The 18,841-nt window shown below is 61.9% G+C and carries 18 protein-coding genes; 17 read left to right on the top strand and 1 reads right to left on the bottom strand.

From position 1 onward, the window contains the following. The first annotated feature begins 15 nt into the window (after positions 1 to 15). From sucC to uxuA, 17 genes are all read left to right on the top strand, one after another. Entirely contained in the window at positions 16 to 1,209 is a 1,194-nt protein-coding gene (gene sucC, locus NYQ88_RS05705) for an ADP-forming succinate--CoA ligase subunit beta (RefSeq protein WP_275653990.1), read from the top strand. A gap of 18 nt (positions 1,210 to 1,227) precedes the next feature. After that, the gene (gene sucD, locus NYQ88_RS05710; RefSeq protein WP_275653991.1) at positions 1,228 to 2,130 is read left to right on the top strand and encodes a succinate--CoA ligase subunit alpha; all 903 of its coding nucleotides are present in this window, start codon (positions 1,228 to 1,230) and stop codon (positions 2,128 to 2,130) included. A gap of 339 nt (positions 2,131 to 2,469) precedes the next feature. Beyond that, positions 2,470 to 5,472 (top strand): 2-oxoglutarate dehydrogenase E1 component, encoded by a 3,003-nt coding sequence (locus NYQ88_RS05715; protein WP_275653992.1) that lies wholly within the window; start codon positions 2,470 to 2,472, stop codon positions 5,470 to 5,472. An 81-nt stretch (positions 5,473 to 5,553) separates the two neighbouring features. Continuing rightward, positions 5,554 to 6,795, top strand: a complete 1,242-nt coding sequence (odhB, locus tag NYQ88_RS05720) for a 2-oxoglutarate dehydrogenase complex dihydrolipoyllysine-residue succinyltransferase (RefSeq protein ID WP_275653993.1) — start codon at positions 5,554 to 5,556, stop codon at positions 6,793 to 6,795. A gap of 148 nt (positions 6,796 to 6,943) precedes the next feature. Continuing rightward, a complete protein-coding gene (locus NYQ88_RS05725; RefSeq protein WP_275653994.1) occupies positions 6,944 to 7,399 on the top strand; it encodes a hypothetical protein in 456 nt (151 codons plus the stop codon). A 118-nt stretch (positions 7,400 to 7,517) separates the two neighbouring features. After that, on the top strand, positions 7,518 to 7,907 hold the full coding sequence (locus tag NYQ88_RS05730; protein ID WP_275653995.1) for an MAPEG family protein: 390 nt from the start codon (positions 7,518 to 7,520) through the stop codon (positions 7,905 to 7,907). 195 nt (positions 7,908 to 8,102) lie between these two features. Next, complete coding sequence (lpdA, locus tag NYQ88_RS05735) at positions 8,103 to 9,512, top strand: dihydrolipoyl dehydrogenase (RefSeq protein ID WP_275653996.1); 1,410 nt, start codon at positions 8,103 to 8,105, stop codon at positions 9,510 to 9,512. 228 nt (positions 9,513 to 9,740) lie between these two features. Then, on the top strand, positions 9,741 to 10,721 hold the full coding sequence (locus NYQ88_RS05740; protein WP_275653997.1) for a TRAP transporter substrate-binding protein: 981 nt from the start codon (positions 9,741 to 9,743) through the stop codon (positions 10,719 to 10,721). A 66-nt stretch (positions 10,722 to 10,787) separates the two neighbouring features. Further along, entirely contained in the window at positions 10,788 to 11,312 is a 525-nt protein-coding gene (locus tag NYQ88_RS05745; RefSeq protein WP_275653998.1) for a TRAP transporter small permease, read from the top strand. A 5-nt stretch (positions 11,313 to 11,317) separates the two neighbouring features. Beyond that, on the top strand, positions 11,318 to 12,598 hold the full coding sequence (locus tag NYQ88_RS05750; RefSeq protein ID WP_275653999.1) for a TRAP transporter large permease: 1,281 nt from the start codon (positions 11,318 to 11,320) through the stop codon (positions 12,596 to 12,598). Positions 12,599 to 12,602: 4 nt separating this feature from the next. Continuing rightward, positions 12,603 to 13,346 (top strand): FadR/GntR family transcriptional regulator, encoded by a 744-nt coding sequence (locus tag NYQ88_RS05755; RefSeq protein WP_275654000.1) that lies wholly within the window; start codon positions 12,603 to 12,605, stop codon positions 13,344 to 13,346. Positions 13,347 to 13,386: 40 nt separating this feature from the next. Then, positions 13,387 to 14,217: a 5-dehydro-4-deoxy-D-glucuronate isomerase gene (gene kduI / locus NYQ88_RS05760; protein WP_275654001.1), complete on the top strand. Its 831-nt coding sequence runs from the start codon at positions 13,387 to 13,389 to the stop codon at positions 14,215 to 14,217. Continuing rightward, complete coding sequence (gene kduD, locus NYQ88_RS05765) at positions 14,214 to 14,978, top strand: 2-dehydro-3-deoxy-D-gluconate 5-dehydrogenase KduD (RefSeq protein ID WP_275654002.1); 765 nt, start codon at positions 14,214 to 14,216, stop codon at positions 14,976 to 14,978. The genes kduI and kduD overlap by 4 nt, the downstream gene beginning before the upstream one ends. Positions 14,979 to 14,983: 5 nt before the next feature. Next, positions 14,984 to 15,319 carry a cupin domain-containing protein gene (locus tag NYQ88_RS05770; RefSeq protein WP_275654003.1) on the top strand — a complete coding sequence of 112 codons (336 nt, stop codon included), beginning with the start codon at positions 14,984 to 14,986 and terminating at the stop codon, positions 15,317 to 15,319. 109 nt (positions 15,320 to 15,428) lie between these two features. Beyond that, a complete protein-coding gene (locus tag NYQ88_RS05775) occupies positions 15,429 to 16,046 on the top strand; it encodes a trimeric intracellular cation channel family protein (protein ID WP_275654004.1) in 618 nt (205 codons plus the stop codon). Next, complete coding sequence (locus NYQ88_RS05780; RefSeq protein ID WP_275654005.1) at positions 16,043 to 16,432, top strand: DUF4326 domain-containing protein; 390 nt, start codon at positions 16,043 to 16,045, stop codon at positions 16,430 to 16,432. Before NYQ88_RS05775 ends, NYQ88_RS05780 begins: the two co-directional genes overlap by 4 nt. 1 nt (position 16,433) lies before the next feature. Further along, positions 16,434 to 17,645, top strand: coding sequence for a mannonate dehydratase (gene uxuA / locus NYQ88_RS05785; protein WP_275654006.1), 1,212 nt, complete (start codon positions 16,434 to 16,436; stop codon positions 17,643 to 17,645). 48 nt (positions 17,646 to 17,693) lie between these two features. On the opposite strand, the gene NYQ88_RS05790 is transcribed toward uxuA, so the two are convergent. Next, positions 17,694 to 18,836, bottom strand: a complete 1,143-nt coding sequence (locus tag NYQ88_RS05790) for a M14 family metallopeptidase (RefSeq protein WP_275654007.1) — start codon at positions 18,834 to 18,836, stop codon at positions 17,694 to 17,696. Positions 18,837 to 18,841 lie beyond the last annotated feature (5 nt).

Below are 18,841 nucleotides of genomic sequence, written 5' to 3' on the forward strand. Positions count from 1 at the left end.
ACCAAGGGGAACACGATGAACATCCACGAACATCAGGCCAAGGCTCTGCTCAAGGAATATGGTGCACCGGTTGCTGCGGGCGTCGCCATCTATTCCGTTGATGAGGCGGAAGCTGCCGCCAAGTCGCTGCCCGGCCCGCTTTATGTGGTCAAGAGCCAGATCCATGCCGGCGGTCGCGGCAAGGGCAAGTTCAAGGAACTCGGTCCCGACGCCAAGGGCGGCGTGCGCCTGGCCAAGACCATCGATGACGTCGTTGCCTTCTCGCGCGAAATGCTCGGCAATACGCTGGTGACCGCCCAGACTGGCGACGCCGGCAAGCAGGTCAATCGCCTCTATATCGAAGACGGCGCCGACATCGCCCGCGAACTCTATTGCTCGCTGCTGGTCGATCGTTCCGTTGGTCGCGTGGCTTTCGTGGTCTCGACCGAAGGCGGCATGGACATCGAGGCTGTCGCCCATGACACGCCCGAAAAGATCCACACCATCGCCATCGACCCGGAAGCCGGCGTGACCGCCGCCGACGTGGCGACCATTTCCAAGGCCCTCGAGCTCGACGGCGCTGCTGCCGAAGACGCCAAGAGCCTCTTCCCGATCCTCTACAAGGCGTTTGTCGAAAAGGACATGGCGCTGCTTGAGATCAACCCGCTGATCGTCATGCAGGACGGCCATCTGCGCGTCCTCGACGCCAAGGTGTCGTTCGACGGCAATGCGCTCTTCCGCCACGACGACATCAAGGCGCTGCGCGACGAAACCGAAGAAGACGCCAAGGAAATCGAGGCCTCCAAGTGGGACCTCGCCTATGTGGCGCTCGACGGCAATATCGGCTGCATGGTGAACGGCGCGGGCCTCGCCATGGCGACCATGGACATCATCAAGCTCTACGGCAAGGAGCCGGCGAACTTCTGTGACGTCGGCGGTGGCGCCGGCAAGGAGAAGGTCGCGGCTGCGTTCAAGATCATCACCGCCGATCCGAAGGTCGAGGGCATCCTCGTCAACATCTTCGGCGGCATCATGAAGTGCGACGTCATCGCCGAAGGCGTTGTCGCTGCGGTTCAGGAAGTGGGCCTCAAGGTTCCGCTGGTGGTGCGCCTCGAAGGCACCAATGTCGAGTTGGGCAAGAAGATCCTCAACGAATCCGGTCTCGCCATCACGGCGGCAGACGATCTCGACGATGCGGCGAAGAAGATCGTCGCTGCGGTCAACGGCTAATTCAGGGGACTGGAAAGCATGTCTATTCTCGTCAACAAAGACACCAAGATCCTCGTTCAGGGCCTGACCGGCAAGACCGGCACGTTCCACACCGAACAGGCGCTGGCCTATTACGGCACCCAGATGGTTGCCGGCATTCACCCCAAGAAGGGTGGCGAAACCTGGACTGGCGCTGCCGGCAAAAGCCTGCCGATCTATGCTACGGTTGCCGAAGCCCGCGACGCTACCGGTGCTGACGCATCGGTGATCTATGTGCCGCCTGCCGGTGCTGCCGACGCGATCATCGAAGCCATTGAAGCCGAGATCCCGTTCATCACCTGCATCACCGAAGGCATTCCGGTGGCCGACATGGTGCGCGTCAAGGCCCGCCTCGAACGCTCCAATTCGCGCCTCCTCGGCCCGAACTGCCCCGGTATCCTCACCCCGGAAGAGTGCAAGATCGGCATCATGCCGGGCTCGATCTTCCGCAAGGGTTCGGTCGGTATCGTCTCGCGCTCGGGCACGCTGACCTATGAGGCCGTGTTCCAGACCACCAATGAGGGCCTTGGCCAGACCACGGCTGTTGGCATCGGCGGCGATCCGGTGAAGGGCACCGAGTTCATCGACGTGCTCGAGATGTTCCTCGCCGACGACGCGACCGAGTCGATCATCATGATCGGCGAAATCGGTGGCGCGGCTGAAGAAGAAGCGGCGCAGTTCCTGATCGACGAAGCCAAGAAGGGCCGCAAGAAGCCCATGGCCGGCTTTATCGCCGGGCGCACCGCACCCAAGGGGCGCACCATGGGCCATGCCGGCGCTGTCGTTTCCGGCGGCAAGGGCGATGCGGAATCCAAGATCGCGGCCATGGAAGCGGCCGGGATCACGGTGTCGCCGTCGCCCGCACGACTCGGCAAGACCCTCGTGGACGTGCTCAAGGGTTAACCGACCAGCGCTTTTGTCTGAAAGTATACATCTCGACCAATAAGGTCAGTAGAGTTGTCTTTTACCGCCGACGGAAGTGCACGACTTATATAACGGATCCCTTCACGGGATCGTCACTGGGCGCGGCGAAATTCGCCGCGCTAACTGCCCAGAGGGATGCTAGCCAAGATTAGGCCAAGGTCTCTCGATATCTGAGCCACGACCCTGCTCAGGGGTCGTTCACTTAACAGGATACTAAGGATAAGCGGTCAGTATCCGATCGTAATCAAGGGACCGCATTGAGGCCGGCTCGCCGGCTCGTTTCAAAGGATGGCGGGGCGGCGCCTCGCACAAAAAGCGATGACACGACAGGAAAAGAACGACGCGTTCTTGCTGACCTCGTTCCTCTATGGGGGGAACGCTGACTACATCGAACAACTTTACTCCCGTTACAAGTCTGACCCGAGCAGTGTCGACGAGACCTGGTCGAGCTTCTTTTCCCGTCTGGACGACAGCCAGGACGTCGCCGTCCGGAATGCTGAAGGTCCCAGCTGGGGTCGCAAGGATTGGCCGCAGGCGGCCGGCGGCGACCTGATAGCTGCGCTTGACGGCAATTGGGGCGAGATCGCGGTCAAGGCCGAAAAGGCCACGACCAAGAAGGCCGTCGCCGAAGGCAAGCCTTCCGCCAGCGCCGAAGACGTGCTGCAGGCGACCCGGGATTCGATCCGTGCCATCATGATGATCCGCGCCTATCGCATGCGCGGCCATCTGCATGCCGATCTTGATCCGCTCAAGCTCAAGGCCGACGAACCGGCCCCCGAGCTTGATCCACTCAGCTACGGCTTCACCGAGGCCGACTACAGCCGCAAGATCTTCATCGACAATTATCTGGGCCTCGAATACGCCACCATCCCAGAGATGCTGGCCATCCTGCAGCGCACCTATTGCGGCACGCTCGGGATCGAATTCATGCATATCTCCGATCCGGAAGAGAAGCAGTGGATTCAGGAGCGCATCGAGGGTCCGGACAAGGAAATCACCTTCACCGCCGAAGGCAAGAAGGCGATCCTCAACAAGCTGATCGAGGCCGAAGGCTTCGAAAAGTTCCTCGACGTCAAGTATACCGGCACCAAGCGCTTCGGCCTTGATGGCGGCGAAGCCACTATTCCGGCGCTCGAGCAGATCATCAAGCGCGGCGGTGCCCTTGGCATCAAGGATATCGTGCTGGGCATGGCCCACCGCGGCCGTCTCAACGTTCTGACCCAGGTCATGGCCAAGCCGCATCGCGCGCTGTTCCATGAATTCAAGGGCGGCGCCTTCTACCCCGACGACGTCGAGGGTTCGGGCGACGTGAAGTACCATCTTGGCGCGTCGTCGGACCGCGAGTTCGACAACAACAAGGTGCACCTGTCGCTGACGGCCAATCCGTCTCACCTCGAAATCGTTGATCCCGTGGTGCTCGGCAAGTCGCGCGCCAAGCAGGACCAGCACATCGCTCCCGATGGCAAGCTCGTCAACATCGCCCAGGATGGCAAGCCGGACCGGTCCATGGTCCTGCCCCTGATGATCCATGGCGACGCGGCCTTTGCCGGCCAGGGTGTGATTGCCGAATGTCTGGGGCTCTCCGGCCTCAAGGGTCACCGCACGGGTGGGTCGATCCACTTCGTCATCAACAACCAGATCGGCTTTACCACTTCGCCGATCTATTCGCGCTCCTCGCCATATCCGACCGACGTCGCCAAGATGATCGAGGCGCCGGTTCTGCATGTGAATGGCGATGATCCGGAAGCTGTCGTGTTCGCGGCGAAGGTGGCTGTCGAATACCGCCAGAAGTTCGGCAAGCCTGTCGTCATCGACATGTTCTGCTATCGCCGCTTCGGTCACAACGAAGGCGACGAGCCCAGCTTCACCCAGCCGCTGATGTACTCCAAGATCCGGTCGCACAAGACGACCCTGGAGATCTATTCGCAAAAGCTGATCGCTGAAGGCGTGCTCTCCGAGAACGACGTCGAGCAGATGCGCGCCAATTGGAAGGCCAAGCTCGAGGCCGAATTCGAAGCCGGCCAGGACTATCGCCCGAACAAAGCCGACTGGCTCGACGGCGCCTGGAAGAGCTTCAAGCCGGCCGCCGATGAAGGCCCGCGCCGCGGTGACACCGGTGTCGATCTCGACCGTCTGGTCGCTATCGGAACCCAGCTCACCAAGGTTCCGGCCGAGTTCAACGTCCACAAGACGGTCAAGCGCTTCCTCGACAACCGCCTCAAGGCAATTGAGAGCGGCGAGGGCATCGACTGGGCGACGGCCGAGGCGCTGGCCTTTGGTACGCTTGTTACCGAAGGGCACCCTGTGCGCCTTTCCGGCCAGGATTCGGAACGCGGCACGTTCAGCCAGCGCCACTCGGTGCTGAATGACCAGCAGGTGGAAAACAAGACCTTCACCCCGCTGAACAATCTCACGCCCGATCAGGCCCGCTACGAGGTCATCAACTCGATGCTCTCCGAAGAGGCGGTGCTCGGTTTCGAATACGGCTATTCGCTCGCCGATCCGCGGGCGCTGACGCTGTGGGAAGCCCAGTTCGGCGACTTCGTGAACGGTGCGCAGGTCGTCATCGACCAGTTCATCTCTTCGGGCGAGCGCAAGTGGTTCCGCATGTCGGGCCTCGTGATGCTCCTGCCGCACGGCTATGAAGGGCAGGGGCCGGAGCACTCCTCCGCGCGTCCCGAGCGCTTCCTCCAGCTCTGCGCCGAAGACAATATGCAGGTCGCCAACTGCACGACGCCGGCCAACTACTTCCACGTGCTGCGCCGGCAGCTCAAGCGCGACTTCCGCAAGCCGCTGATCCTGATGACGCCCAAGAGCCTCTTGCGCCACAAGCGTGCGGTCTCCGGCCTCGTCGAGCTTGGTCCGGACAGTGTCTTCCATCGCCTCCTCTGGGACGATGCCGAGGCCCCCGGTCTGCCCAAGACCACTATCCGCCTCCAGCCGGACGAAAAGATCCGTCGCGTCGTCCTCTGCACCGGCAAGGTCTATTACGACCTCCTCGAAGATCGCGAGAAGAAGGGCATCGACGATGTCTATCTCCTGCGCATCGAGCAGCTCTATCCGTTCCCGGCCAAGGCGCTGCTTGACGAGCTGAGCCGCTTCCCCAATGCGGAAGTGATCTGGTGCCAGGAAGAGCCCCGCAACATGGGTGCCTGGGCCTTCATCCAGCCCTATGTGGAATGGGTGTTCGACCAGATGGGCCGTGGCCACCAGCGCGTGCGCTACTCCGGCCGTCCGGCGGCCGCTTCGCCCGCTACGGGCCGCATGAGCGTTCACCTGGAGCAGCTCCAGGCGTTCCTCGACGATGCCTTGGGCTCCTGAGCCTTGTGACAAGTCATATTGAGCGCCACATTCGTCCTTAGGACGGTGGCGCTCTGGCCCGAAATAGAAGGACAACATTCCATGTCGACAGAAATCCGGGTGCCTACCCTGGGCGAAAGCGTCACCGAGGCCACCATCGGCCAGTGGTACAAGCAGGTCGGGGACGCCGTCTCTGCCGACGAGCCCATCGTCGAGCTCGAAACCGACAAGGTCACCATCGAAGTGCCGGCACCGGCCTCCGGCGTGCTCGAAGCGATCGCCGCCCAGCCGGGTGACACGGTCGACGTCGGCGCGCTGCTCGGCGCCATTGCTGCCGGTGCTGGTGCTGCCGTTGCGCCCAAGGCCGCCCCCAAGGCCGAAGCGCCTGCTGCTGCTCCCGCTGCACCGGCTGCCGCACCGCAGGCTGCCGCCGCCACCGATCGTGCTCCGGCCCCCTCGGCCCAGAAGCTGATCAATGAAAAGGGTCTTGATGCCGGCGCCATCGCCGGTTCGGGCAAGGCCGGTCAGGTGCTCAAGGAAGACGTGCTTGCCGCCCTGGCCAAGACCACGGCTCCCGCCGCTGCCGCTCCGGCCCCTGCTGCAAAGCCCGCAGCCCCGCGCGCTCCGAGCTCTGCCGATGATGCGGTTCGCGAAGAGCGCGTGAAGATGACGCGCCTGCGCCAGACTATCGCCCGCCGCCTCAAGGATGCGCAGAACACTGCCGCCATGCTCACCACCTTCAACGAGGTGGACATGAAGCCGGTGATGGACCTGCGCAACCAGTACAAGGAGCTCTTTGAGAAGAAGCACGGCGTCAAGCTCGGCTTCATGGGCTTCTTCACCAAGGCTGTGGTCCACGCCCTCAAGGAAATCCCGGCGGTCAATGCAGAGATCGACGGCGATGACCTGATCTACAAGCAGTACGCCCATATCGGCGTGGCTGTCGGCACCGACAAGGGCCTCGTCGTGCCGGTGGTGCGCGATGCCGACCAGATGTCGATCGCCGAGATCGAGAAGGAAATCGGCAATCTCGGCCGCAAGGCGCGCGATGGCCAGCTGTCCATGGCTGACATGCAGGGCGGCACCTTCACCATCTCCAATGGTGGCGTCTACGGCTCGCTGATGTCGACCCCGATCCTCAATGCTCCCCAGTCGGGCATTCTGGGCATGCACAAGATCCAGGAGCGTCCGGTTGTCGTCGGCGGCCAGATCGTCATCCGCCCGATGATGTATCTCGCCCTCAGCTATGATCACCGCATCGTCGACGGCAAGGAGGCCGTGACCTTCCTCGTGCGCGTCAAGGAAAGCCTCGAGGCGCCCGAACGCCTCGTGCTTGACCTGTGATCGCCGCATTTTGCTGATTGAAAAAGGGTCCGGTTCGCCGGACCCTTTTTTGTTCACCGATTGGTGTTTAACGTCACGGCAAACGTTAGCAGTCTGTTAGCAGATTGTGACGCTAAGGCTGTGTCTGGATTATTTTTCGAGGTGTGGTTTGCGACGTTTTGTGGTTCTGGCAGCCCTGTGTTTTGGCGCAATTTCTCCCGCGTCGGCGCAGGAGGACGTCGCCGCAAATACCCAGCTGGTGGGGGAGCTCATGGCCTTCCATGGCTCGCAGGCCATCGTCGAGGTCATGACCACCCATTGCTACGAGAACACCGGTCTCGATGGTGCCTACAAGACCGCTGCCGAGAACTGGTACCTCAGAAACATAGGGTTTCTGGACCTTGCAGACCGGGTGATCGCCCGGCTGGGCGGGGGTGCCGAGGGGCAGCAGGCAGCCGCCGAGACCTATGGCGGCAGCCAGATCATGTCCGCCTATAACCAGGCCGACAACAAGAACAGCTTTTGCCGGACCTTCCTCGAACAGGTGGAAACCGGCGCGCTCGACATCGACCAGCAATTGCCCGATCCCCTGAAACGCGCTCAGGAAATCTCGGCCTCCTCCTGATTTATCCTCCCCCTCCGAACTCCGGTATAGACTGGCGGTCGGAAGAGGCTCGCCCAAATGGGGGTTGAAACCTTTGGTGTCCCGCCCGCGTATAAGGGGGATAGTGGGGATAAATCCAATGAGCCTTGAGCTGACACTTCTCGTCTGGAGCGCTGCGCTCGCCTTTGCCTATCTGGCGGTGCAATCGACCGTCTATCGCCTTGATTATGGTGTGAAATTTGCCAATGGCCAGCGTGATGGCGAACGTCCGCCGGGCAAATGGGCGGCGCGTGGCGAAAAGGCCCTGCGCAATTTCCTCGAAACCTACGGCATCTTCATCACCCTCGCCGTCGCCACCGAACTCTCGGGTCGATCGGACGGGTTCACCCAATGGGGCAGCCAGATCTGGTTCTGGAGCCGCTGGGTCTATCTGCCGGCCTATTTCATCGAGGCGCCCTATATTCGCTCGCTGATCTGGACCATCTCCCTGATTGGTCTCGTCCTGCTCTTTGTCGGCGTCGCCTTCTGATACCGGGGCGGGGTCTTGCCCAATCGGCACGCCCCCAAGCCCTGGTGCGCGTTGCTGGCTTGTGCCCGGTGGTGTAACGCAATGGTATAGTGCGCGGATGGTGGTTTATTGGCGCAATCCACATTACATCTGTGCTGCTGGCCTTTAGGCGACATGCAGAAACACCAGCGCTAATCTTCTGAGGCAAAGAGAAACATGGCAGATCAATTCGACCTCACCATCATCGGTTCGGGCCCTGGCGGCTATGTCTGCGCAATTCGCGCGGCGCAGCTTGGGATGAAAGTGGCCGTGGTCGAGAAGTGGCCGACGCTGGGCGGGACCTGCCTCAATATCGGCTGCATTCCCTCCAAGGCGCTGCTGCATGTTTCCGAGCTGTTTGAAGAGGCCGGCCATGGGTTCAAGGCCCTCGGTATCGACATTCCTGCGCCGCAGCTCAACCTGCCGCAGATGATGAACCACAAGACCGACACGGTGAATTCCAACGTTGGCGGCGTCGATTATCTGTTCAAGAAGAACAAGATCACTGTTTTCCGCGGCATTGGCTCGATCCCGGCCGCAGGCAAGGTTCTGGTGACGCCGCAGACCGGCGCCCAGCAGGAAATCGCCACCAAGAATATCGTCATTGCCACTGGTTCGGTCTCGGCCAATCTGCCGGGCATCGAAATCGACGAAAAGACCGTCGTCACCTCCACAGGTGCACTGGCGCTGGACAAGGTTCCCGGTCGCCTCCTCGTCATCGGGGCCGGCGTGATCGGGCTGGAGCTGGGCTCGGTCTGGGCGCGCCTTGGCGCCAAGGTCACCGTTGTCGAGTATCTCGATCGCATCCTGCCGGGCATGGACAGCGAAGTGGCGCGTCAGTTCCAGCGCATGCTGCAGAAGCAGGGCATGGAATTCCGCCTGTCCAGCAAGGTCGACGGCATCGACAAGCAGGAAGACGGCTCGCTCAAGGTGCGGGTGGAGCCGGCAGCAGGCGGAGACGTCGAGCTGCTCGACGCCGATGTGGCGCTGGTCGCCATTGGCCGCAAGCCGTTCACCGAAGGCCTGGGGCTCGACATTGTCGGCGTGGCGCTCGACGAGCGCGGCCGTGTTCGCGTTGATGCCCATTACAAGTCGTCGGTCGACGGCATCTACGCTATTGGTGACGTGGTCGCCGGCCCGATGCTGGCCCACAAGGCCGAGGACGAAGGCATTGCCATTGCCGAAATTCTCTCGGGCCAGGCGGGTCACGTCAATTACGCCGCCATTCCCTCGGTGGTCTACACCAATCCGGAAGTCGCCTCCGTCGGCAAGACCGAGGACGAACTCAAGGCCGATGGCGTCAACTACAAGATCGGCAAGTTCCCGTTTACGGCCAATGGTCGGGCCAAGGCCATGGTGGCGACCCAGGGTTTTGTAAAAATCCTCGCCGACGTCGAGACAGACCGCGTGCTGGGCGCGCATATCGTGGGCAAGAATGCCGGCGAGATGATCCATGAGCTGGTGACGCTGATGGAATTTTCGGGTGCTTCCGAAGATCTGGCTCGCACCACCCACGCACACCCGACCATGTCGGAAGCCATCCGCGAGGCCGCGCTGGCTTTGGGTGATGGTGCCATCCACATCTAGCCAGCTGCCAGCAAGACGCTGAAGTTGTTGTTCAATAATGCAAAGGGGCGGTGTTGATCCGCCCCTTTGCTTATTCAGTAAAGTCATCATACAAGTTGCGGTTGATTGTATGTTGACTTGTATTTTCCTTCCATACTAGTTTTCCTGCAGATCGGCGCCGCGAGCTGCCGACTGACGCCGGCGCCTCGGGGAGACGTGCCGGACGTGTGAGAATTTGGGAGGATTCGAATGTTGTATCTGCCGAAAATGGCGGCCGGCCTTGCCGTGGCTGCGACCTTAATGGTGTCCGGGGCCAGCGCCCAGACGGTGCTGCGCTCATCGGACACCCATCCTGACGGCTATCCCACCGTGGAAGCGGTCAAGAAGTTCGGTGAGCTGCTCAGCGAAAAGACCGACGGCGCCTATAGCGTCGAAGTGTTCCACTCCGCCCAGCTGGGGCAGGAGGCCGACACCATCGAGCAGACCCAGTTCGGTGTGCTTGATCTCAACCGTATCTCGATCGGTGCTTTCAATACCCAGGTGCCGGAAGCCACCGTCACCCAGCTGCCTTTTATCTTCCGCTCCGCCGAACACTTCCACAATGTGCTCGATGGCCCGATCGGCGAAGAAATCCTGGCGGCTTTCGAGAAGGTCGATGTGATCGCGCTGGCCTTCTACGATGGCGGTGCCCGCTCGTTCTACAACAGCTCCAAGCCGATCAACTCGCCTGCCGACATGGATGGGCTCAAATTCCGCGTCATGCAGTCGGACATTTTCGTGGACATGGTCGGTGCCCTCGGCGCCAACGCCACGCCAATGCCCTATGGCGAAGTGTACTCTGGCATCCAGACCGGCGTTATCGACGGCGCTGAAAACAACTACCCGAGCTATGACACGGCCGGCCACGCTGAGGTCGCCAAGTTCTATTCGCTCGACGAGCATCTGATGGTGCCCGAAGTGCTGGTTGTCTCCAAGGTCGTCTGGGATGGCCTGTCGCCTGAAGTCCAGACCGCGATGCGCGAAGCCGCCAAGGAATCCGTGCCCTATCAGCGTGATCTCTGGTCCGCCAAGGAAGTTGAATCCAAGGCCGCCGTCGAAGCTCTCGGCGCGACGATCAACGAAGTCGACAAGGCTCCGTTCATTGAAGCGATGAAGCCGGTCTACGAGAAGTATGTCACCGATCCGCAGCTGCAGGATCTGGTCGCCCGCATCCAGGCTACTGAAGGCTGACTTTAAAGCCAAAGCACCGGGTCGGGGCTGCTTGCCCCGGCTCGGCTCTTTCCTGGAGGACCAGACGTGAAAGAAAGCCTCGTGCCTGTCAGTCGCGTGTTGCGGGCAATTTCCAACTTCATTCTCCTGCTCGCCGGCGTGGGGCTGGTCGTGATGACAGCCATCGTCGCCTACCAGGTGTTCATGCGCTATGTGATCAACGCCTCTCCGTCCTGGACCGAGGGCGCGGCGATCATGCTGATGAGCTGGTTCATCTTTCTCGGCGCCGCCGTCGGCGTGCGCGAGAATTTCCATATGGGCTTTGACGTCCTGCTCTACGCGCTGCCGCCCAGCGGCAAGAAGTATCTCCGTTCGATCAGCGACATAGCGATTTTCGGCTTTGCTTTCGGGATGGTCTATTTCGGGGGTGAACTGGCCCTGCGCGGCTGGACCGTGCGCATTCCCGTGCTTGGTATCCCGCAGACCTTCACCTACCTGCCGGTGGTCATTTCCGGTGCTCTGATGATGCTGTTCTCGCTTGAGCGCCTGCTGGCGCGCGCTGCCGGGGAGCCGGTCGATGAACCGCCAGCCGAACTCGTGACCGAGGCTTGATCACTATGGAATACTGGATTCTCTTCGGTGTCTTCGCAGCTCTGATGCTGGTCGGAACGCCTATCGCCTTCTGCCTCGGCATCGCCAGCTTTGCCACCATCGTCTATCTTGGGCGCCCGGCGATCGTGGTGTTCCAGCAGCTCAATTCCGGCGTCGCCGGGTTCACGCTCCTTGCCATTCCGTTCTTCATCTTCGCCGGCGACCTGATGATGCGCGGGGGTATTGCGGCGCGGATCATCCAATTTGCCGGGGCGCTGATCGGCCATGTCCGTGGCGGCCTGGGGCAGGTCAATGTCGCTGCCTCGACGCTCTTCGGCGGCATCTCCGGCTCTGCAGTGGCAGAGGCTGCTGCCGTGGGCGGCATCATGATCCCGCAGATGAAGGCCCGCGGCTATGGCGCGGACTATGCGGTCAATGTCACCTCGATGGCAGCGCTCATCGCCTTGCTGCTGCCGCCCAGCCACAACATGATCATCTATTCGCTCTCGGGTGGAGGGCGCATTTCCATCGCCGACCTCTTCACCGCCGGGATCATTCCTGGGCTGCTCCTCGCACTGGCCCTGGGGATCACCGCCTATATCGTGGCGGTCAAGCGTGGGTACCCCACCGAGCCCTTTCCGGGCTTTGCCAAGGCATTCCAGTATTTCCTTGTGTCCATTCCGGGGCTGATGCTGATCGTCATCATCTTCGGCGGCGTCCGATCGGGTATTTTTACCGCCACGGAAAGCTCCTGTATCGCCGTGATCTACGCGTTGCTGGTGACCTTGCTCGTCTACCGCTCGCTGAGCTGGAGCGAGTTTGTTCACTCGGTGAAAGGCGCGGTGCGGACCACCTCCATGGTGCTGTTCATCATCGGCGCCGCCGCCTCCTTCGGCTGGCTGATGGCCTATCTGCGGGTCGCGCCGATCCTTACCGACGCGATCTCAAACCTCACCACCGATCCGCTGATGGTGCTGCTGCTCATCAACGTGCTGCTGCTCTTGCTGGGTACGTTCATGGACATGGGGCCGCTGATCATCATCACCACCCCGATCTTCCTGCCGATGGTGCAGAAGTTCGGCGTCGATCCCGTCCATTTCGGGGTGATCATGATCCTCAATCTCGGTATCGGGCTGAACACCCCGCCGTTAGGACCCGTCCAATTCGTGGCGGCGGCGGTCGGCAAGATCTCGATCTGGGCCGCCATGAGGAGCGTCTGGCCCTTCTATCTGGCGGGTCTGATCGTTCTCGGCCTCGTCACCTACATCCCGGCGCTGTCGTTGTGGCTGCCGAGCCTGTTCCACTAGCGCCATGTCAGTAGCCCAGATCATTCCGCCGCCAACGCGAAAACCCAAGCTTGCCGAGCTGGTCATCAATACGCTGCGTCAGCGTATTGTGACCGGGGAGCTGGTGCCGGGCATGAAGCTGCCCACAGAGAGTCAGCTGACGGTACAGTTCGGGGTCAGCCGAACGGTGATCCGCGAGGCGATAGCGGCGCTGGCGGCCGAGGGCAGCGTTCAGTCCCGGCAGGGGGCAGGGGTCTTTGTGCTGGCGAGTTTTGCCAGCACATTCAACAATATGATGGGAGAGGCATCGAACAAGATTTCGGTCGCTCTCAATGTGCTCGAAGTGCGCATGGGCATCGAGATCGAGTCGGCTGGCCTGGCCGCAATGCGACGGAGCACCAGCCAGGAAGCCGCGATCCATGAAGCCTGGAACGAGTTCGGCCGCCTGCTCAAGGCGGGAAACCCGACCGGCAAGACCGACTTCGCCTTCCATCGCGCCATCGCGGCGGCCACCAATAATCCGTTCTACATGGAAGTGCTCGATGCCTTGGGGAGCCGTACCATCCCCTGCGATGTCGCATCGCCCTGGGGGACCGAGAGCGTGCTTACCTATGACTATCAGGCGGGGCTGCACGAAGAGCATAGACATATCCTCGCGGCGATTTCAGCGCAGGACGGTGACGCGGCGCGCGAGGCGATGCGGGACCACCTGTCCCGCAGCCAGGAGCGCTATCGCGTCCGCCTGGCCGAGCAAGCGCTAAGCCACTGATCGCCCCGACATTCCGGCCAAGAGATTTTCAGGAGCCAAAATGAGTACCGAATACGACATCCGATTTGCCATTGATCCGGCTGGGGCTGCGGGCATGGGCACGGCCGAGCTGCGCGAGAATTTCCTCATCGACGATCTCTTCGCCGACGGCGCAGTGCGCTGGACCTATTCGCATTATGACCGGATGGCCGTCGGTGGAGCGGTGCCGGGTGGCGGGGAACTCGTGCTCGAAACCATCAAGCCGACGGGGACCAAGGCTTTTCTCGACCGGCGCGAGATGATCGCGGTCAATATCGGGGAAGCGGGGCGCATCATCGTTGACGGGACCACGCACGACGTTGGTCCGCGCGACATGCTCTATGTCGGCATGGGAGCGCAGGATGTCCGTTTTGCCGGCGCCGGTGCGAAGTTCTATCTCCTCAGTGCGCCGGCCCACGCCAGCTATCCGGCAAAACTCCTGCGTCAGTCGGGCGCAAAGCGGCTCGACATGGGCGCACGCGAAACCGCCAATGAGCGCTCGATCTACCAATATGTGAATGCGGACAGCGTCCAGACCTGCCAGCTGGTGGTCGGGCTGACTGAATTCGCACCGGGCTCGCTGTGGAACACCATGCCCGCGCATGTCCATGACCGGCGCATGGAAGCCTATCTCTATTTCGACCTGCAGCCCGACGCTTTCGTGGTGCATCTGATGGGCGAGCCGGACGAAACGCGCCATCTCATCGTGCGCAATGAGCAGGCGATCCTGTCGCCGCCCTGGTCTATCCATTGCGGGGCCGGCACCGGTTCCTACACCTTCATATGGGCAATGGCTGGCGACAATGTCGACTATACCGACGTCGAAAAGGTCGCCATGGAGGATCTGCGGTGACCGACCTCACGGCTTTCAGCCTTGCCGGCAAGACCATCATGGTCACCGGCGCCAACACCGGCATCGGGCAGGGCATCGCGCTCTCGATTGGCCGGGCAGGGGGCAGGGTTGTCGGCGTGGGGCGGTCGAGCATGGAAGTGACCGCCTCGCTAATGGCCGGGCAAGGTGCCGATTTTGCCGAAATGCGGGCAGATCTCGGCTCGGCGTTGGATGCCCAGGCGATGTTCGAAACGGCCTGGGAAGAGCATGGCCCCATCGATGGTCTCGTCAACAACGCCGGGATCATCAAGCGTGTCGATGCGGTCGATTTCACCGAGGCGGATTGGGACGCGGTGATGGATATCAACCTCAAGACGATGTTCTTTCTCAGCCAGTCGCTCGGCAAGAAGGCCATCTCGGCGGGACGCGGTGCGCGGATCGTCAACATCGCCTCGATGCTCAGTTTTCAGGGTGGCATCCGCGTGGCGAGCTATACGGCGTCAAAGAGCGGTGTGCTGGGGATCACGCGGCTGCTCGCCAATGAATGGGCGGCCAAGGGCATCAATGTGAACGCCATCGCCCCGGGATATATCGAAACCAATAATACCGAGGCCCTGCGCAATGATCCCGAGCGGTCTTCGGCCATTCTCGGTCGCATTCCGGCTGGTCGCTGGGGCGTTCCATCCGATATCGGCGATGCGGCGGTTTTCCTTCTCGCCCCCGCATCCAATTACATGCATGGCGCTGTCATCCCCGTGGATGGCGGCTGGCTCGCGAGGTAGACATCATGACTGAACCAAAACTCTTCGCCCAGGCCGAGGACAGCGCATGGATCGAACTGGCGCCCGGCAATACCCGTCGCGTGTTGATCCATCTGCCTGAGTTGATGCAGGTCGAGTTTGGCTTCGAGAAGGGTGCTGTCGGCGCGCTTCACAGCCATCCGCATGTACAGGTGAGCTATGTTGCCGAGGGCAGCTTTGAGGTAACGATCGGTGACCAGACCCAGATAGTCGGGCAGGGCGGCAGCTTCATCGTGCCCTCGGGGGTCACCCACGGCGTTGTCGCGCTGGAAAAAGGCAGGCTCGTCGACGCGTTCACGCCGCACCGTGCCGATTTCCTGTAGCAGGCCACAGACAAAGCGCTCCCCGCCGCCTTATCTCTAGGCTTTGGGGCGGCGCCTATGGTGGAATGGGCCCTTGCGATCCAGATTCTACCGCGCTTGAGGGCATTTCATGCTGAGTATCATGTTCTACATCGCCATTACTGCCGAGGCGATGACGGCCGCGCTGGCGGCCGGGCGCCGGAACATGGACTGGTTCGGCGTGTGCCTGATTGCCTGCGTGACCGCTCTTGGCGGTGGGACGATCCGGGATATCCTGCTCGACCACTATCCCCTGCTCTGGGTCGCCAATCCCTATGTTCTGCTGCTGGTGTGCAGCGCGGCGCTGCTGACCATCCCGCTGGCACGGGTCATCGACAAACTCAAATGGCCGTTTCTTCTGCTCGATGCGCTCGGCCTGGTGGTGTTCACGGTGATCGGCTGCAATATCGGCATCGAGGCCGGTGTGCATCCGATCATTGTCATCGTGGCGGGCATGGTGACCGGGACCGCCGGCGGCATTTTACGCGATGTGCTCTGCAATGACGTGCCACTGATCTTCCAGGGCGAGCTCTACGCCACCGTCTCGATGGTGGCGGGCATCATCTATTACCTCGGCTATCTCGGCGGCATGCCGCTCGATCTGATGGCGGCGATTGCCATTGTGGTGGGCTTTGTTCTGCGCGTCACTGCGCTGTGGTTCAAATGGGAAATGCCCAAGTTCGTTTATGACAAGGACATGCGCAAATGAAACCGGCGCGGATCGTCCTGTCACGCAAGGCGGGTTTCGACCTGCAGGCCGTTTCGCATACGCTCAATGGTTTGCCGGCGCAGTCCGTGGCGCGCCCGGGGGCCTGGGGCAATCCTTTCACCATCGCCGAGGTGATGGCGGAAACCGGACTTGGCAAAGAGGCGGCGCAGGCAGAGGCGGTGGCGCGTCACGCCCGCTGGATGAACGGCGAAATCAGCGCCATCCGGCGGCCCCCTACACGCGACGCTATTCGTGCGGCGCTGGGCGGGAAAAACCTCGCCTGCTGGTGCCGGGCCGGAACGCCCTGCCATGTCCATACACTTCTCGCGCTGGCTAATAGTGATGCCAGCATGATCAAAACACCTTCTCTTGGTACGGAGTTTTAAGTTGCGACAAACCTGGCGGTGGTTCGGCCCAAAGGACCTTTGCAGCATTGACGATATTACGCAGGTCGGTGCCCAGGGGGTCGTCAGCGCCTTGCACCATATCCCCAATGGGGTGGTGTGGAGCCGTGCGGAGATCGACAAACGCTATGCCGAGATCGGCACGCGCAAAGACGGCACGCCCTCGGGGCTGACCTGGGACGTGGTGGAGAGCCTGCCGGTCAGCGAGGACATCAAGAAGCAGAAGGGCGACTGGCGCGAGCACATCGCCAACTACAAGATTTCCATGCGTAATCTGGCTGAAAGCGGCATGGAAGTGATCTGCTATAATTTCATGCCCGTGCTCGATTGGACGCGCACGGATTTGCGCTGGACCGTGCCCAATGGCGGCTCCTGCATGCGCTTTGATATCAATGATTTCGCGGCCTTCGACATCCACATTCTCGAGCGCCCCGGCGCTGGTGCCGACTACACCAATGCCATCGCCGATGAGGCGGGGCGCCGGGTTTCGGCGATGAGCGAGGACGAGAAGAAGCAGCTCAGCCGCAATGTGACCATGGGCCTGCCGGGCTCAACGGAATCTATGTCGCTCGAGGACGTGCAGGCTCACCTGTCCGAATATGGCAGGATCAGCCGGGACCAGCTGCGACAGCACTTTATCGATTTCCTCGAAGAGGTGGTGCCGGAAGCCGAAAAGCTTGGGCTCAGGCTCTGCTGCCATCCGGACGATCCCCCGTTCGCGCTGCTCGGCCTGCCGCGCATCATGTCCACCGAGGAAGACTACAAACATATCCTCGATGCGGTGGATAGCCCGGCCAATGGCATGACGCTCTGCTCGGGCTCGCTCGGTGCCCGCCCTGACAATGACCTTCCGGGCATGATGGAGCGCTTCGGGCCCAAGGTTCACTTCCTCCACCTGCGCAATGTGAAGCGCGACAACGGCGATATCATGGGCTCGTTCTACGAGGCCGAGCACCTGGCCGGGGATACGGACATGGTGGCGCTGATTGCCGCCATTGTCCGCGAGGAGCGCCGTCGCAAGGCCGAGGGGCGCAAGGATGCCATCATCCCGATGCGGCCCGACCACGGCCAGGACATTCTCGATGATCTGGGGCGCCGCGCCCAGCCGGGCTATCCGACCATCGGGCGCATGAAGGGGCTGGCGGAGTTGCGTGGCGTGATGACCGCGCTGGAGCATGCCGCGCACGGTCTCTAGAGACTTCAGAGATTGCCCGGCCTGGCCGGGCAATCTTGTTTTTGGCCGTTAGTCTTCGAGCAGGTAGCCGCCAGCGCGGGTGGGCAGCACTTCGGTGCCGACGATCTTGGCGACGGAGGCACCAGCCGGGACATATTTGGCGCTGGCGCGGGAGAGGACGAAGCCGCTCGTACCGGCGCGAATGGGCGTGCGCGCGAGGAACGCCTCGGGGCCATCCATGGCGATCAGCTCGGCTACGACATCGCCAGCTTTAACCCGGTCGCCGAGCGTGACCCGATAGGCGAGGAGACCTGGTTGCGTTGTGCGGAGCACTTCAGTGGCTTCGAAGGGCGTTGCCGGGGGCGCGGAAGTCTCGACAGGGGGGACGTCGGCATCGATCAGTCCCCGGCCAGCGAGGAAGCCAAAGAGGCCGGTCGCATCGAGCTGGCCCATTTCGTCATTGGTGTCGGCCTGGCCGCGATATTCTAGGGTCGCGGTTTCGACAGCGATGGGGATTGAGGCCTGCGGATTGTCGCGCTGCGCCTTGCGATAGAGATTGGGCAGGACCTCGTCGAACGAACCACCGCCGCTGTCCTCAGCCGTCAGGGTTGCCGCCACGCCCATGCGGTCGGCCAGATCCTGCAGGCCGGGCATCATCTCGGGCGAGGTGAAGATGTGCATGAGGCTTTCGTCGTCGCAATGCAGGTCGAGGACGATATCGGCGTCATGCGCTGATCTGAGGATGTGCAGCCGCAGCTTCTGCTGCGCGGTGACCGGGGTTTGCTGGTCGATCCAGGCGCCGACGGCCTTGCGGAGCGTCGCGACGTTTGCGGCGGCGTCGGCGGTCAGCTTGCCGCGCACAGCCTCTGCAATGGCGGGATAAAGATCTGGCCAGCGGCGGTTGTAGTTGACGCCAGTTTCGAGGTCGTAGCGGCCGATATGACGGCGCAGAACGCGGGTCGCCAGACCCATCGGGTTGACCGAGGGGAAGACCACGAACCTTGCCTTGAGCTGGCCGTTCTCATCGGCCTTGCGGAGCATGGGCAGGAGGTGATGGAGCGCCATCGTGCCCGGCTGTTCATCGGCGTGGAGCGCTGCCTGCAGGTGCACCTTGGTGGGCGCGTCCTGCGGGCCCAGCTCGTACCAATAAAGGGTCGTTGTCTGCCCCGGGGCGTCACCGGGGAAGTCACGTGTGTGTTGCTGAAAGGTCATTTTTG

Source organism: Devosia sp. SD17-2 (assembly GCF_029201565.1).
Lineage (GTDB): Bacteria > Pseudomonadota > Alphaproteobacteria > Rhizobiales > Devosiaceae > Devosia.